Raw genomic sequence first — 16432 nt, 5'->3', positions numbered from 1 at the left:
CGAACGTGTGTTTCTGTGTTTCGCTTGTTTCTCAAAGCGGCTGCAAAACTACATCTTTATTTTTAACTGGCAAGACTTTTTTGAAGTTTTTTTTAGAAACTTTTCGTTTCCAATTTTCTTCTTTTCTCAACCAATCTCTCAATGAACTTGCGTGTTTTGCGGGGTGCAAAGGTAAGCAGCGTTTTCAAATCTCACAAGCTTTTTTGAATCTTTTTTTTATTTTGTTTTCTCAAACTTTTCTAAAAAATTAATCCTCTTTTCTTGTCAGTCTATCAGGGAACGTCTGTCTTGTTGCGGGTGCAAAAGTAGCCCCTTTATTCGCATTCACAAGCTTTTTACTTTGCTTTTTTTGCCTTTTTTTAAATCTTTTTCTTAACTTACTGATAATGGAGTTTTTACAAAACTTAGATTTCTTTTGTTTTTAGGAAATTTCTTTCATATTGTGGTTTTATATTGTTGCTGTTCTTTTGGAAGGGCTGATTTTACTGGGGTTTTGTTCTTTTGAGGGTTTAGACCCTCGGAGTTATTCTTGCTTCTCGGACTCTCTCTTTACTCTGGATAGTCTCGCAAAGACGCAAAGGCGCCAAGTTTCTTCTTTTTTTGATGTTGGAGCTTGTGGGCTTAGAATAATAAACCCGACAGGTTTTCAAAACCTGTCGGGTTGAGGACGTATAATTAATTAAGGATATGATTGCTCCTATATATTATAGTATCTGATTTAGGGAATCTATAACCTCTTTTGTACGCTGGGTCCTTTTAATTTTAGGATCTTTAAACAACAAACCCGACAGGTTTTCAAAACCTGTCGGGTTGTGGAATATAAACCATTACCACCTACATAACCAGAAAGAAAATCTACTAACAACCTGATTCTACATCAAAAACGCAAAGAAAGATTAGAATCAAACCTACCACCAAACACTCCTCCTCTACCAGATCCATTCATAAACAAAAAACCTACAGCTATTAAAAAACTCAGAGATTCAAAACTTAAATTATCCAGCAATACATTAGACCGACAAAAGCCTTACTAATTATATATGCATATAAACTTCTACTTACATATTGTAAGTGTTTTTGTAATGCGCTATATTTGCATTCACAAAATTATAAACAATGATTAAGATTACTTTACCCGACGGGTCAATTAGAGAGTTTGCCTCAGGCGTAACTCCGATGGAGGTTGCTAAAAGCATTAGTGAAGGATTTGCAAGAAACGTGATTTCTGCGTCTTTTAATGGTACAACAATAGAAACCGAAACTCCATTGACGACCGACGGTAGTCTTATTTTATATACCTGGAATGATGCGGAAGGAAAAAAAGCTTTCTGGCATTCGACTTCTCACGTAATGGCGCAAGCTCTTGAGGAACTTTATCCTGGAATTAAACTGACTCTTGGGCCAGCAATTTCAAACGGGTTCTACTATGATGTAGATTTCGAAGATCAAAAGATAACTGATGCTGACTTCAAAAAGATTGAGGATCGTGTTCTTGAAATTTCAAGAGAGAAACATGAATTCAAAATGCGTCCGGTTAGCAAAGCAGATGCTTTAGCAATGTACAAAGACAACGTTTACAAAACAGAATTGATTTCTAACCTTGAAGACGGAACTATTACATTTTGTGATCATTCCACTTTTACTGATTTATGTCGTGGTGGACATATACCAAATACCGGTATCATCAAAGCGATGAAAATCATGAGCGTTGCAGGTGCTTATTGGCGTGGTGACGAGAAAAATAAACAACTGACTCGTGTTTACGGAACTTCTTTCCCTAAACAAAAAGACTTAACTGAATATCTGGAACTTCTTGAAGAGGCTAAACGTCGTGACCACCGTAAACTTGGTAAAGAACTTGAATTGTTTGCTTTCTCTCAGAAAGTTGGACAAGGTTTACCTTTATGGCTACCAAAAGGAGCAGCACTTAGAGATCGTTTAGAACAATTTTTAAAGAAAGCCCAAAAGAAAGCCGGATACGAACAAGTAGTAACTCCACATATTGGACAGAAAGAGCTGTATGTTACTTCTGGACATTACGCAAAATATGGTGCAGATAGTTTTCAGCCAATCAATACTCCTGCCGAAGGTGAAGAGTTTTTATTGAAGCCTATGAACTGTCCTCATCACTGTGAAATTTACAATGTAAGACCTTGGTCATATAAAGATTTACCGAAGCGTTATGCAGAATTTGGTACTGTATACCGATATGAGCAATCGGGTGAGTTACATGGATTGACTCGTGTAAGAGGTTTTACTCAGGATGACGCACACATTTTCTGTACTCCAGAGCAATTGGATGAAGAGTTTAAAAAGGTAATTGACCTAGTATTATATGTATTTGGTTCATTAGGCTTCGAAAACTTTACAGCTCAAATTTCTTTAAGAGACCAGGAAAACAAAGAGAAATACATTGGCTCTGATGAAAACTGGGAGAAAGCTGAAAATGCCATTATCAACGCTGCAGCTGACAAAGGATTAAACACTGTAATAGAATATGGTGAAGCTGCTTTTTACGGTCCGAAGCTTGACTTTATGGTAAAAGATGCTTTAGGCAGACAATGGCAATTAGGAACAATTCAGGTTGATTATAACCTACCAGAGCGTTTCGAATTGACTTATAAAGGCGCTGATAACGAATTACATAGACCTGTAATGATTCACAGAGCTCCTTTTGGATCTATGGAACGTTTTATCGCTATTTTGCTAGAGCACACTGCAGGAAATTTCCCACTATGGCTAATGCCTGAGCAGGCTATTATCTTGTCTTTGAGCGAGAAATACGAAATATATGCTAAAAAAGTTTTAGATTTGCTAGAAAATCACGAAATTCGCGCCCTAATTGACAACCGAAGTGAAACTATTGGTAAGAAAATTAGAGATGCAGAAATGCAGAAAATACCGTTTATGCTTATTGTAGGTGAGGAAGAGGAGAAAAACGGAACAATTTCTATTCGTCGCCATGGTCAAGAAGGAAAAGGGAATATTACAGTTACAATTGATGAATTTGTCGCTATTGTAAACGAAGAAATAAAAAAGACATTAAAAGTTTTTACAGTTTAACTTAAATTATAAAGTCATAGCAATAAGAAGCAACAGAGGTTACCAACCTCGAGTAGAAAAAAAAGATGCACACAGAATAAATAATCATATTCGTGGTGTACAAGAAGTAAGACTAGTAGGCGAGAACATCGAACCAGGTGTATTTAAGCTTGCTGAAGCTTTACGTTTAGCGGATCAATTCGAATTGGATTTGGTTGAAATTTCACCAAACGCTGAGCCGCCGGTTTGTAAAATCATGGATTACAAGAAATTTGTTTACGAACAAAAGAAACGTGACAAGGTTTTAAAAGCTAAGTCAACGCAAGTTGTAGTAAAAGAAATTAGATTTGGTCCTCAGACAGATGAGCACGATTACGAATTTAAAAGAAAGAATGCTGAGAAATTCCTTAAAGAAGGAGCAAAACTAAAAGCATTCGTTTTCTTTAAAGGTCGTTCTATCATCTATAAAGATCAAGGTCAGATTTTATTATTACGTTTGGCAACCGATTTAGAAGAGCACGGTAAAGTAGAAGCAATGCCTGTGTTAGAAGGAAAGAGAATGATTATGTTCATTGCTCCGAAGAAAAAGAAATAGTGTTCAGTTTACAGTTTCAGTATTCAGTTTTACAACCTGAAACTTTAAACATGAAACAAAGATATAAGTAAGTAAGAATAAATTAAAACACTAGGAAAAATGCCTAAAATGAAAACAAAATCTAGCGCCAAGAAACGTTTCAAAGTTACTGGTTCTGGAAAGATTAAAAGAAAGCATGCTTTTAAAAGTCACATCTTGACTAAAAAATCTAAAAAACGTAAATTAGCTTTGACACACTCTGCGCTAGTTCACTCAACAGATATGAAAAGCATTAAACAACAATTAAGAATTATCTAATAATTCTTTCGGTTAAAAATTATTTATATAACCTTGGAGTATGGCCATTAAGTTCCTTTGATTTAATTCAGGACGCCTGCTACAAAAACACATTAAAATTATGCCAAGATCGGTAAATTCAGTTGCTAAAAGAGCAAGAAGAAAAAAAATAATGAAGCAAGCCAAAGGTTTCTTTGGTAGACGTAAAAACGTTTGGACAGTTGCTAAGAATGCGGTAGAGAAAGCAATGTGCTACGCTTACCGTGACAGAAAACAGAACAAAAGAAATTTCCGTGCTTTATGGATTCAACGTATTAACGCTGGAGCTAGATTAGAAGGAATCTCTTATTCTCAATTCATGGGGAAAGTTAAAGCTAACGGAATCGAATTGAACCGTAAAGTTCTTGCAGATTTAGCTATGAACCACCCTGAAGCTTTCAAAGCTATTCTTAATAAAGTAAAATAAACGTTTTATAAACTCAATTTAAGATTACTTACTTATCATAGAAAACCCAGTCAATTGACTGGGTTTTTGCTTTTATACCTTCCTCAATAAATCTCTTTTTACAAACTAAATTTAAAAAGTATATTTACACAAAAGTAAAACGCAGCATGTACCAACCTCTTCTTACTCATATCGCAAAATATATCACATTAGAACCTTCTGAGATCAATACTTTGGAGTCTTGCTTACGTTTGTCTAAAATAAAAAAGAAAGAGTGTCTATTACAGGAAGGACAAGTTTGCAATACAATGTACTTTATACTAAAAGGCTGCATTAGACAATACATTATTAACGCTAAAGGAACTGAGCAAACGTTGCAATTTGGAATTGAAAACTGGTGGATTACCGACTATTTGAGCTATCACAATCATGTTCCTTCGCATTTTTATATTCAGGCGGTTGAGAATTGTGAAGTCATTGCTATTGAAAAAACCGTACTTGAATCACTATTACTTCAGATTCCCAAACTGGAACGTTACTTTAGAATTGTATCTCAGAAGTCTTTTGGAGCAGCTCAAATGCGCATCAAGTTTTTATTTACGATGTCGGCAGAAGAACGATACCATCATTTTAACAATCAGTTTCCGGAATTCGTGCAACGTATCCCTCAATATATGCTTGCCTCCTACTTAGATTTTTCTGCTGAGTTTATGAGTAAAATCAGATCCGGGAAAATTTAATCTTCATTTCTTGAACTACTTCAAGTTTTCTAAAGCTGATTTTGTTGAACTTTGTATCAAACTTTAAAAGACAAGTACAATGAAACCAAGAATAGTTATTCCAAAAGTAGCTCCGGAAGCATACCAGGCAATGTTAGGCTTAGAAAAATACATCGCTTCAACATCATTAAGTCCTATTCATAAGGAATTAATCAAAATTAGAGCCTCACAAGTTAATGGTTGTGCGTATTGCATCAATATGCATACGGCAGACGCCCGCAAATTGGGTTTAAGCGAACAGCGCATTTATTTATTAAGCGCATGGCGTGAGGCTGATGTTTATACCGAAGAAGAACAAGCCATCTTAGCATTAACAGAAGAAGTCACCTTGATAAGCAATCATGTTTCTGAAGAAGTTTACCAAAATGCAGCTCGCTTTTTTGACGAAAAATACCTTGCCGAAATTATAATGATGATCATCACCATCAATGCCTGGAATAGAATTGGAATTACTACAGGCTTAAGAGCCGTATAATTTTAAAGATAATTTTTACAAAAAAAATACTAATGCGAACCCTCACCTGTGAGGGTTTGTTTGTATATAACTGTATATGAGAAATAGATATTATACATTTAAAAAAAAATCTAAAATACCGTATTTATACGTATTGTCATTTGACAGATTTTTCTACTTTTGGCGCAATGATACTACAAAGAATACACACTTACCTCTCTATACTCCTTACTCTCGTTGTTTTCTCTTCTTGTCAAAAGAAGCCTGTTGCTATCACACAAAAAACGAAACCTAATACCGAAATTCGACAGCTGATTGCAACAGCTGATAAATTCAGAACAACCAAACAACTTGACAGTGCTTTCTATTATTATAACAAAGCTAAAATTAACTGTACTCCTACTAACCCCATTAGTGATTATGCGTATTGCGTAACGAATATGGCCGACATACAGCAAACTTTGGGCGATTTCCTTGGCAGTGAAACTACCCTAGTCAAAGCCCTCCCACTTTTAAGCAGCCTGAAAAACCCTGATTCTTTATGGAAAATATATACTATTCTAGGCACTAACTATAGTAACATTTACAATTACGACACTGCACTATCCTACTTTTATAAAGCATTATATTTAAAGACTGATGTCGTTAAAAAGTTAACTACAAAAAATAATATTGCAGCTATTTTTATAAAACAAAAAAAATACAATGCCTGCTTACAACTTTTACTTCCTTTAAGCAGTTCAACAAGTGTTCAGGAAAATCGTGAGCAATACTCCAGAATACTGGACAATATCGGTTTTTGCTATTTTAAACTTGAAAAAAAAGAAGCTCTTTTGTATTATACTAAAAGTTTGGAAATAAAATCTGAACTAAAAGACGCTTATCAATTGGGTAAAACCTATTACCATCTTGCAGAATACTATCAAAAAAGCCACCTGCCTTTATCAATAAAATACGCGAAATTGAGTTACGAAAAACATCGTAATTCAGATTGCATTGATCAGACATTAAAAGTTCTTGCTTTTCTTATAAAAAATGATTCCGGTAAAGAATTAGAGAAAAATTCTATTACCTATGTAAAATTAACAGACAGTATTTCTGAAGTCAAACAGAAAGCAAAAAATTTATTTGCAAGAATAAAATACGATTCAAAAAAAGAAAAGGACGAAAACTTAAAACTTAAAGCTCAAAAAATAAAAAATGAACTACAGCTAGAAGGACAGGAAACAAGAAATAACATCTCATACATCATTATTTTACTGACTCTAGTCCTGATCCTGATTCTGTATTTTTATCTAAATTCAAGAGCCAATCGAGAAAAACTAAAAGCAACTTATCACAGCGAAACCCGCATTTCAAAAAAACTACACGACGAACTTGCCAATGATGTTTATCATGCTATGGCTTTTGCTGAAAACAGAGACCTTTCAATAATCGAAAACAAAAACAATTTAATAAATAGTCTTACTGATATTTATTCCCGAACAACAGATATTTCAAAAGAAAACTGTCCAATCATAACCGACATCAATTACATCATTTCTTTAAAGGATATGATTTCCGGATTTAACACCTCAAATGTCACTATTGTACTAAGTGGTTTAGATACCATATTGTGGGATGAAATTGAAAAAACAAAAAAAATAAACATCTATAGAATCCTGCAAGAATTGCTTGTAAACATGAAAAAACACAGTAAAGCAACCTTAATCGGGATTACAATAAAAAAGACAACAGATGTTATCCTTATTAATTACGCTGATAATGGACAGGGTATTGATCTTAAAAAAATAGGTTTTAAAAATGGACTACAAAATATAGAAAATAGAATTGCTACTATAAAAGGAGGCGTTACTTTTGACTCCAATCCAAAAGAAGGCTTTAAAGTTTTTATTAAACTCCCTTTATACCACTAATAAAAACATGGATATTTCTACAAAAGGACGGCCACTACTGCCTCTTCTATTTAAAATAATTACTGTACTATTGATTATCTTATCTCTGCATTCCTGTAAAAAAGAGAATTGGATCAATCGCAAAAAGGAAAAAACTACTACTCAGATCAAGAAAATTATTGATACTGCAGATGTTTTACTCGATCTTAAAAAAAGAGATAGCGCTTACTATTACTTTAATAAGGTGCTACCCTTGATTGACCCGAAAAGAAATCCTGAAGAATTTGTTTATACTTTGACGTGTATGGCAGAAATTCAACATTTTAAGGGCAACCCTATTAAAAGCGAGTCTTATCTGACCAAGACTATGCCTTATCTGGAAAAAATAACAAATCGTGGATACAAATGGACGGTTTATACGATTATGGCCAATAATTACCATACTTCGTACGATCTAAAAAATGCTCTTTTGCACCATCAAAAAGCATTAAACTATACATCCACTACCTTACAAAGAAACCAGACACTGCATAATATAGCACTAGTATATTGTGATCAGGAAAAATACATTGATGCAATAGAAATCTATTTACCGCTTCTTGCGAAACATACTACGGACCCCGAAAATTTAAATATCGACGAGACCAATTATGCCATGGTACTAAACGATCTGGGGCATTGTTATTACAAAACGCACAATCCTAAAGCATTGGAATGTTTTAATGAGAGTTTGAAAATCAATCAACAAATTAAAAATCAGGAAGGGATCATGTTCAATCACTGGTTTATCTCTCTTTATTATTTAAAAAGCAATCCAAAATATGCATCGAAACATGTTAAATTGGCTTATGACATCTCTTGTCGCAATAATTACACAACCAAAAGAATCCAATATTTAAGTGCACTTGTAAAATGCAGTACCGGGCCTCAACAAAAAAAGTATGCTCTTGACTATATACAGCTTTCTGATAGTATTAAAGAGGTGAGACTGCGAACGAAAAATCAATTTTCTCAAATTAAATATGATTCAAAACTAGATAAAGCGGAAAATTTACAACTCAAAACTCAAAAGGCAGAAAATAAACTACAACTGGAACGAGAGAAAAACCGGAACATCATTTCGTATATCCTGATCTTATTCATTCTGGTTATTTTACTATTTCTCTCCTCTTATTTAATATTAAAAGGAAGAAGAGAAAAAAACGACGCCATCTATGAGAGTGAAATGCGCATCTCTGCAAAACTAAAAAGTGAGCTTTCTAACAACATTTACAACCTGATTCTATTTGCAAGCACCGAAAATCTGGAAAGCGAGGAAAACAAAGAGCAGTTACTAAATAATCTAGAGGTCATCTATTCCCGAACGAGAAACATTTCAAAGGAAAACAGCAGTATACTAACCGACGAAAATTATACTTTGATTTTAAAAGAAATGATTTCTGAATTTAAAACCCAGGACATCAATATTTTTTCAAGTGGTTTAGATACGATTCCGTGGAAACAAATCGATAAAAACAAAAAAATAATTCTCTACAGAGCACTTCAAGAGTTATTTACCAACATGAAAACACATAGTAAAGCAACTCTGGCAAGTATAACTTTTAAAATAAAAGACAAAAAAATAATCGTAACTTACGCAAATAACAGCGTTGGGACTACAAAAAACAACACTGCCTTAAAAAATAGACTACAAAATGTGGAAAGCCGTATAAAAACTATCAATGGAACTCTTATTTTTGACACCTACTCTCAAAGTGGGTTCAAATTAAGTTTTACTTTTCATTTATAAAAAATATAAATATGTTTAAAAAAGTTTTAGTTGCAGAAGATTTAGACAGCATAAGCATAACTGTTATTCAGGTTTTGGAAGATTTAAATATTCCAATAATTGATCATGTAAAATATTGCGATGATGCTCTGCTAAAAATAAAAAAGGGAATAGCCGAAAAAGACCCCTATGACTTAATAATTAGCGACTTATCATTTAAATCTGATCACAGGAAAGTAAAATTATCTTCGGGAGAGGAACTTATAGCTGCAATAAATAAAGTACAGCCTTCCATAAAAAAAATTATATTCTCCATAGAAGATAAGTCCTATCGCATACAATCTCTTTTTAATGACTTAGCCATTAATGCTTATATTTCAAAAGGAAGAAATAGTATCGATGAACTAAAAAAGGCTATTGAAAGAACTTTCAGAAATGAAGAAAAAATAGTATCCTCTAATCTTTCTTCTACTTTTAGTGACAAAGCTGTAATTGAAATTGAGTCGTATGATATTTCAATTTTGAAACTGCTGGCGAAGGGTTATACTTTAGAAAATATTTCAAGTGAATTTAAAAACGTATCCATAACACCAAACGGCACCAGCAGTATTGAAAAAAGAATCAATAAATTAAAGACCTTCTTTAAAGCGAACAATAATGTACATTTAATAGCTATTGCAAAAGATCTTGGCTTGATATAGTTGCATTATTTTTACGGGTTTACGTAAGGAATTCTGCTTTTATAATTTTAAATTTGCAGCAGAATCTATTAAACTACGAATGAAGTCGAAATACAGTATTACTAATTTAGAGAAAAATCAAATTCAAAAATTAATCTCAAACACTAGTATATCCAAAAATGAAACTGCTTTAAAAGCTATGATACTTGGCTTTGTATTTGTAATTTGTTTTGCCTTTCTATCAGAGAAAGCTGGATGGCTAAAAGTAAATTGGAATATCATTTTTATCCCTGTTCTTTTAGTTTTGCAAATACTAATTATAACAACTGCATTAAAAAACAGATACAAGAGAATTTAAAAGAATTTGTCTTTAAAGTTTTTCCTCTTTTTTAACAAAGTAGCCCTTTTAGAACGGTATATTTGATCCTTTCCCCTTTTCATGAAAAACATTCTCTGCCTTTTTGTTCTACTTGTAACTTTTCAATCCTTTTCTCAGGTAAAAATTCTATCCTGGAATATCGAGAACTTTGGAAAATCAAAAACAGAATCTCAATTAGATTTTATCGCCAATACGGTTCGCGACTATGATATTATTGCTGTTCAGGAAGTTGTGGCGGGTTATGGTGGCGCTCAGGCAGTAGCAAAATTGGCCGGAGTCCTGAATAAAAAAGGTTCAAAATGGGACTATCGCATCAGTGATCCTACCAGTGGCAGCAGCTATAAAAAAGAGCGTTATGCTTTTATTTGGAAAATCAATAAAGTCCAACTGAAAGGGAATACTTGGCTTGAAAAAAAATACGGTCTTCAAATTGATCGTGAGCCTTATTTTGCCAGTTTCGAAATTGGTAAAAAAACGATTACAGTAGTTAATTTTCATGCGATTACCAAAAGCAAGCAACCGGAAACAGAAATAAAGTACTTTAAATTTCTACCACAACAATACCCCAATTTAAACTTAATTTTTGCCGGCGATTATAATTGTCCACAGTCGCATACTGTTTTTAATCCCTTAAAAAAAATGGGGTACTCTCCCGTTTTTCAAAACCAAAAGACCACTTTAAAACAAAAATGCAAAGGAGAAACCTGCCTGGCATCAGAATTTGATAATATCTTTTACAGCACCAATTCCTTATCTCACCTCAATTCGGGAGTAATTTTGTTTTATAAAAAATTTAATTCCTTAAAAGAAGCCCGGAAAATATCGGATCATATTCCTGTTTGGCTGGAATTTTCAATTAAATAGAATTAGGTTTTCAATTTTTTCTTTCTCGCTGCAGGGAACAATACATTATTTAAAATTAATCGATACCCCGGAGAATTAGGATGCAAGTCTAAAACGGTCGGTGGATCGCCTACCTGATGCTGAAAATCTTCGGGATCATGTCCACCAAAAAAGGTAAACATCCCTTTTCCTTTTTCACCATGAATGTATCTGGACTCTCCATTTAGTTCACAAACTCCCATTACCAACACATTGGATTTAATAAAAGAAGAATCAAAAGAGGTGGTTTGTCCCATAAAACCCTTTACCAATTGTGTATGATTCTGACATAACATACTCGGAATCGGATCCCATTTTGCAGAAAACTCCATCAATGAGAAATAATCTTTTTCCATCGGAATTCTACGTTTGGAAGTCATGTCAATATCTGAAAACTCATACACTTCCGGTTTTCTTTCTAGTGTGAAATTTTTAAAGGCAAATGAATTTGAATAATTCAGTTTTGATTGATAATTAGGTTCACTGGCATCTCCGTCAAACATCGCTTCACAAATATCAACTCCGTCTGCAGCAAGTGCGATATCAAAACTATCCGTTGCAGAACACATGGCAAACATAAATCCTCCACCGATAACAAAATCACGTATTTTTTTTGCTACTGCTCCTTTTTCCTGCGAAACTTTTGGATAGCCTAATTTAACCGCCAATGCTTCTGCATCGCTTTTTTGATCAATATACCAAGGAGTATTTTTGTAAGCGGCATAAAATTTACCATACTGACCTGTAAAATCTTCGTGATGTAAATGCAACCAATCGTAAAGAAGCAATTGATCACTCAAAACTTCTTCATCATAAATTGGAGTAAAAGGGATTTCGGCATACGTTAAAACTAAGGTTACGGCATCGTCCCAAGGTTGTTTTCCTTTTGGTGTATATACTGCAATCTTTGGTGCTTTCTCCAAAACAACCGATTCCATATTTTGAGAAGGGCTGGAAATTTCATTTAAAATAGAAGTTTCTTCTGCATCTGAAATTATTTCAAAACTAACGCCTCTGATTTTACATTCTTTACGGATTTCCTCTACATCGGGCAATAAAAAGGAGCCTCCCCGATAATTCAGCAACCAACTGGCTTTGTAATCTTTACTCAAACACCAATAGGTAATTCCATATGCTTTCAGATGATTTTGCTGTGTCGTTTCATCCATCGGCAATAGAATAAACGAAGCCTTAGCGGTTAATGAAAACAGAAGTACAACAATATAAACTAGGCTTTTATTCATCAGAAAATTATTTTAGTAAAGATATAAAGGAAGCTGTAAAAAACACAATTGCATCGCCAATTTATTCCGCTTTCCAATAAAATCAGTAAACTGCTACAAGAATAACAAAATCACGTAAAAACACCTGTATTTTAACAACTCTTTCTAATTAAATTTGTTGACCAAAATAACCATTTTTTACTATATCGATGAAGAATTTAACTATGAGATCCAATGAAGGCAACAATAAACAAAAAAAAATAAATATAATTCGAAGAATAGGTGTTTGTGCACTTGTTCTGACTATAATCCTGTATTATGTTTTATCGATTCAATTTTTAGCCAGTTAAACTTAAATATTTAAAACCGCAATTTCGTTTTGAATTGCATATACTACTAATCCGGCAATATTTCTGGATTCTGTTTTAAGCAATAAATTATTACGATGTCCTTCTACAGTTCTTGGACTTAAAAAAAGTTGATCTGCAATTTCAGAAGTTGTTTTTTGCAGGCAAATAAGTTGAAGAATTTCTATTTCTCTAGGGGACAGAAAACCGGTTTCTAAGTTTGACTTATTATTTTTTGAGGAAATAATAGTATCCTGAATGGTTCTTAAAACAGTCTGACTGTAGTAAAACCCCTTTCGTGATACTTCATTAATGGTATGGATTAGATCTTTTGGAGTGGTGTTTTTTATTAAATACGCAACAGCACCAACCTGTATCATATTAGCGATAAACGATTTTGTATCGTAACTGGTTAAAGCGATTATTTTAATATCCGGATAGGACTTGCGAATAATTTTAGTGGCTTCGACCCCGTTTAAAATAGGCATTTTTAAATCCATGACTATAATGTCCGGCTTTATTTCATAGTCTTCTAAGCAAAAAATAAGGTCTTCCCCATTTGAAGCTTCGAAAATAATTTCAATATTATCCTCTTTTTGCAGTAAAAAAGAAATTCCTTTCCGGAATAAAACTTCATCATCGACTAAAGCAATTTTAATAGCGTTACTCATTTTTTTACTAGGTTTTGGTCGTTTTTAGTATACCGAAATTACAAAATATGCATTGAAAAACAGCGAAATGCCTGTATTTATTGGAAAAAAAATGCTTTTTATTTCAAAATGGACTTTAAAAAGTAAACATTACCGCAATACCACTACCAATTTGCGAGTCTATTTTAATTGTTCCATTCAGAAATGATACCCGACTGTCAATATTTTTCATGCCAAGTCCTTTCTGATTTTCTAATTTCCCGGCATCAAAACCGACTCCGTTATCTTCGTAATGGCAAACATTCATTTGATTTTCAATTTTAAAACCAATTTTGATTGCATTGGCTTTTCCGTGTCGCAGGGAATTATTCATCAATTCCTGTAAAATTCTAAAAACATGCAAATGGCGGTCCATTTCTAAAGGATCAAACTCAATTTCATTTTTGTAAGATACCTTAATAACTTTACAGCTTTCAAACTCATCACATAATTCTTCAACTGCTGCATGAAGTCCAAATTTTTCGAAAACGGGGGGTAATAAATTATGGGCAATCTTTCTTGAATTCTCTAACGCTTTTGCGGTTAGATTGATAATATTCTCCGTAATTTCTAACGTTTCTTTTTCCGTTAAGTTGGGAGCACTTAATAAATGACTGTTTAAAGATACTATATTCAGTTTAGAACTAATGTCATCATGCAAATCCTGAGCGATTCTTTTGCGCTCTTCCTCCTGAGTAAGTATTACAGCCAACAGCTGTTCTTTCTGATAATGAATTTCTAAATTCTTCTTTTCTACTTCTTCTTCAATAATTTTTTTCCTTGAAAAATAGAAAAATACAACCAAAGCGATTGCCATCAACATTAAAAAAAGAGAGGTGTACAATATGATTACCACAATCTCTTTTTCCGGAATTGAAATTAAACTTGTGGAAACTACCGTTAACATTCCATTTTTTTTATCAGTTATTACTCTAAAAACCAAATGTATTGTATTTTACTTAATTTTAAAGGTAACATACAAAAAACTTAAAATAAAAATCGCTGTCAGAATATTACCCCTGACAGAGATTTATTCCAGTTCACTCTTTTTTATGGCTTATAAACCCCCGAAATCGGCCGGATCTCCTGTAGGCGGGCATGGTAGCGAAAAATCATAGACCGCTGCTGCCTCTTTTGATGTCGGTGTTGTTTTTTTAATGTCATTATTTTTATCTAAACCGATCAAAACAGTGGTTACTTTTCCTTTTGTATTCAGTCCTAAAAACAAACCAATGTTTGCTGTATTTCCGCTGTCTACCATCGCTAGAATCACCTCTGATTCTAAACTAAAATAACGAAAACGTACTCCCTCATAAGAAGTTACCTCTTCTAAGTCAGCAACAGCACTCAATTTCTGTTGCCAGGCTTCAATACCTGCGAAAGCGTCTTTAGGCAACAATGAATGTGCATTTAATAACGCCGTTCTTTTGTTGGTTTTACTAACAGTCAACTGGTTAAGTTTACTCAACTTACCGTCATAATTTGATTCTTTTAATACTGTTGCGCTTACTGTTCCTAGTTTTTTACCGGATTTATCAACACCTGTCACACTAATTTGAATCGTATGATCAGCATAACCTAATACAAAACGTACAGCTGTAACATTTGGTGTTTTGACTAATGCCTCCATTTTATCTGCCGGAAACAAATAGGCCGCAACCTGTTTTTGTGAACTTGCAAATTTCGAATCCAAAGTAGCCGTAAGCCAGTTTTCTTTTTGTACTGTTGTCACAACCTTGCTCTCTTCCTGAGCACTTTCCTTTTGACAGGAAGACATAAAAAACAGCGTCACTAATACAACGCTTAAAATTGCTTTTTTCATAGTTTATTCTTTGTTAGGGTTAAATTAAAAAAAATCCAGAGTTTGTTTGTCTTTAAAACTCCCTCTGAATCTTAAAATTATTAATGCGATTTACAACTTCCGTAGGGCGGACATGGGCGGACACCATCAAAAATACTGACAGCGATATTAATTCCCCCAGTTATCCCCTGAGCAAACTCTTTTACTGCATTGTTTTTGTCCAATCCAATTAAGATCGTAGTAACCTTGCCTTTTGGATTTAACCCTAAAAACAAGCCAATGTTTACTATATCCTCATGATCCACCATAGCGGCTACAACATCTGCTTCTAAACTAAAATAGCAAAAACGTGATCCCTCATAAGAAGTTATTGCGTTCAGATCAGAAACCGATTTTAGCTTTTCCTGCCAGGCTTCAATACCTGCAAGAGCATCTTTGGGCAGCAACAAATGTTCTTCTACTATCGGTGATCTCATCTCTGTTTCGCTAATAGACAATGCATTAAGCCTGCTTAGTTTCTCTTGATAATTGGATTCTTTCAGTATGGTAGGATTCACGATTCCTAATTCCTTTCCAGACTTATCGACACCGATTATACTAATCTGAATCGTATTGTCCGCATACCCCAGAAGAAAACGAACTTCTTTAATATTGGGGGTTTTAACCAGTGTTGCCATTTCACTGGTCGAGAACAAATAAGCCGTAACTTTCTTTTGAGAAGTTGCAAACTTAGCATCCAGATTTGCAGTCTGCCAATTTTCTTTTTCTTCTTTAGACATAGCCTTGCTTTCTTCCTGAGTGTTTTCTTTTTGACATGATGTCATAAAAAACAGCGCTATCAAAGTAGCGCATAAAGTAATTTTTTTCATGGTTGATTTAGTTTAAATTGGGTTAAAATCGGTTTAACAGAACATTTACTTTCTATTAAAATATCATTAATTTAAAAGCAACTAGACAATCTTACTATTCATTTTCAGGATCACTATTCAAGGAGGATATAGGCGGGGGTATCCTAAACACAGACAATTTATTTGACGTTGCGGTTCATTCTTTTACGGTATTGTTACTATCTAAAACTATTAAAACAGTAGTTACTTCAGCTTATGAATTCAATCCTAAAAAACGCATCAATGTGTTGTACATCCTTTATCAACTATAATAGATTTGAACTAAAGCA

At 33.8% G+C, this 16432-nt stretch carries 16 protein-coding genes; 11 read left to right on the top strand and 5 right to left on the bottom strand.

Annotation, left to right across the window (positions count from 1 at the left end; genetic code table 11):
- The 11 genes from ACHRV3_RS12020 to ACHRV3_RS11970 form a co-directional block, all read left to right on the top strand.
- A partial coding sequence (locus ACHRV3_RS12020; RefSeq protein ID WP_395434844.1) for a hypothetical protein occupies window positions 1–251 on the top strand: 251 nt, incomplete at its 5' end.
- A gap of 865 nt (window positions 252–1116) precedes the next feature.
- A complete protein-coding gene (gene thrS / locus ACHRV3_RS12015; RefSeq protein ID WP_395434843.1) occupies window positions 1117–3063 on the top strand; it encodes a threonine--tRNA ligase in 1947 nt (648 codons plus the stop codon).
- 22 nt (window positions 3064–3085) lie between these two features.
- The gene (infC, locus tag ACHRV3_RS12010; RefSeq protein WP_082210583.1) at window positions 3086–3637 is read left to right on the top strand and encodes a translation initiation factor IF-3; all 552 of its coding nucleotides are present in this window, start codon (window positions 3086–3088) and stop codon (window positions 3635–3637) included.
- A gap of 99 nt (window positions 3638–3736) precedes the next feature.
- Window positions 3737–3934, top strand: a complete 198-nt coding sequence (gene rpmI / locus ACHRV3_RS12005) for a 50S ribosomal protein L35 (RefSeq protein WP_007810722.1) — start codon at window positions 3737–3739, stop codon at window positions 3932–3934.
- Window positions 3935–4034: 100 nt separating this feature from the next.
- On the top strand, window positions 4035–4379 hold the full coding sequence (rplT, locus tag ACHRV3_RS12000; protein WP_047773802.1) for a 50S ribosomal protein L20: 345 nt from the start codon (window positions 4035–4037) through the stop codon (window positions 4377–4379).
- A gap of 146 nt (window positions 4380–4525) precedes the next feature.
- Window positions 4526–5098, top strand: coding sequence for a Crp/Fnr family transcriptional regulator (locus ACHRV3_RS11995; RefSeq protein ID WP_230003015.1), 573 nt, complete (start codon window positions 4526–4528; stop codon window positions 5096–5098).
- Between the two features lie 79 nt (window positions 5099–5177).
- Window positions 5178–5612, top strand: coding sequence for a carboxymuconolactone decarboxylase family protein (locus ACHRV3_RS11990; protein WP_230003016.1), 435 nt, complete (start codon window positions 5178–5180; stop codon window positions 5610–5612).
- Between the two features lie 167 nt (window positions 5613–5779).
- Complete coding sequence (locus tag ACHRV3_RS11985; protein ID WP_395434842.1) at window positions 5780–7507, top strand: ATP-binding protein; 1728 nt, start codon at window positions 5780–5782, stop codon at window positions 7505–7507.
- Between the two features lie 7 nt (window positions 7508–7514).
- A complete protein-coding gene (locus ACHRV3_RS11980; RefSeq protein WP_395434841.1) occupies window positions 7515–9275 on the top strand; it encodes a hypothetical protein in 1761 nt (586 codons plus the stop codon).
- An 11-nt stretch (window positions 9276–9286) separates the two neighbouring features.
- Window positions 9287–9955 (top strand): DUF5932 domain-containing protein, encoded by a 669-nt coding sequence (locus ACHRV3_RS11975; protein WP_230003019.1) that lies wholly within the window; start codon window positions 9287–9289, stop codon window positions 9953–9955.
- 418 nt (window positions 9956–10373) lie between these two features.
- Window positions 10374–11177, top strand: a complete 804-nt coding sequence (locus ACHRV3_RS11970) for an endonuclease/exonuclease/phosphatase family protein (RefSeq protein ID WP_395434840.1) — start codon at window positions 10374–10376, stop codon at window positions 11175–11177.
- A 2-nt stretch (window positions 11178–11179) separates the two neighbouring features.
- Here the strand turns inward: ACHRV3_RS11970 and ACHRV3_RS11965 are convergent, their stop codons facing one another.
- The 5 genes from ACHRV3_RS11965 to ACHRV3_RS11945 all read right to left on the bottom strand — a co-directional run bounded on the left by ACHRV3_RS11965 (window position 11180) and on the right by ACHRV3_RS11945 (window position 16124).
- On the bottom strand, window positions 11180–12439 hold the full coding sequence (locus tag ACHRV3_RS11965; protein WP_395434839.1) for an asparagine synthetase B: 1260 nt from the start codon (window positions 12437–12439) through the stop codon (window positions 11180–11182).
- Window positions 12440–12770: 331 nt separating this feature from the next.
- A complete protein-coding gene (locus ACHRV3_RS11960) occupies window positions 12771–13436 on the bottom strand; it encodes a response regulator transcription factor (protein WP_047773813.1) in 666 nt (221 codons plus the stop codon).
- Between the two features lie 115 nt (window positions 13437–13551).
- On the bottom strand, window positions 13552–14361 hold the full coding sequence (locus tag ACHRV3_RS11955) for a sensor histidine kinase (RefSeq protein WP_395434838.1): 810 nt from the start codon (window positions 14359–14361) through the stop codon (window positions 13552–13554).
- 150 nt (window positions 14362–14511) lie between these two features.
- Window positions 14512–15276, bottom strand: a complete 765-nt coding sequence (locus ACHRV3_RS11950; protein WP_395434837.1) for a hypothetical protein — start codon at window positions 15274–15276, stop codon at window positions 14512–14514.
- An 80-nt stretch (window positions 15277–15356) separates the two neighbouring features.
- A complete protein-coding gene (locus tag ACHRV3_RS11945; RefSeq protein ID WP_395434836.1) occupies window positions 15357–16124 on the bottom strand; it encodes a hypothetical protein in 768 nt (255 codons plus the stop codon).
- Window positions 16125–16432: the final 308 nt, after the last annotated feature.

The sequence above is a fragment of the Flavobacterium sp. FlaQc-49 genome (assembly GCF_044005985.1).
Lineage (GTDB): Bacteria > Bacteroidota > Bacteroidia > Flavobacteriales > Flavobacteriaceae > Flavobacterium > Flavobacterium cupriresistens.
The sequence above is the reverse complement of the archived record's forward strand: the minus strand, read 5'-3'. Positions and strand labels throughout refer to the sequence as shown.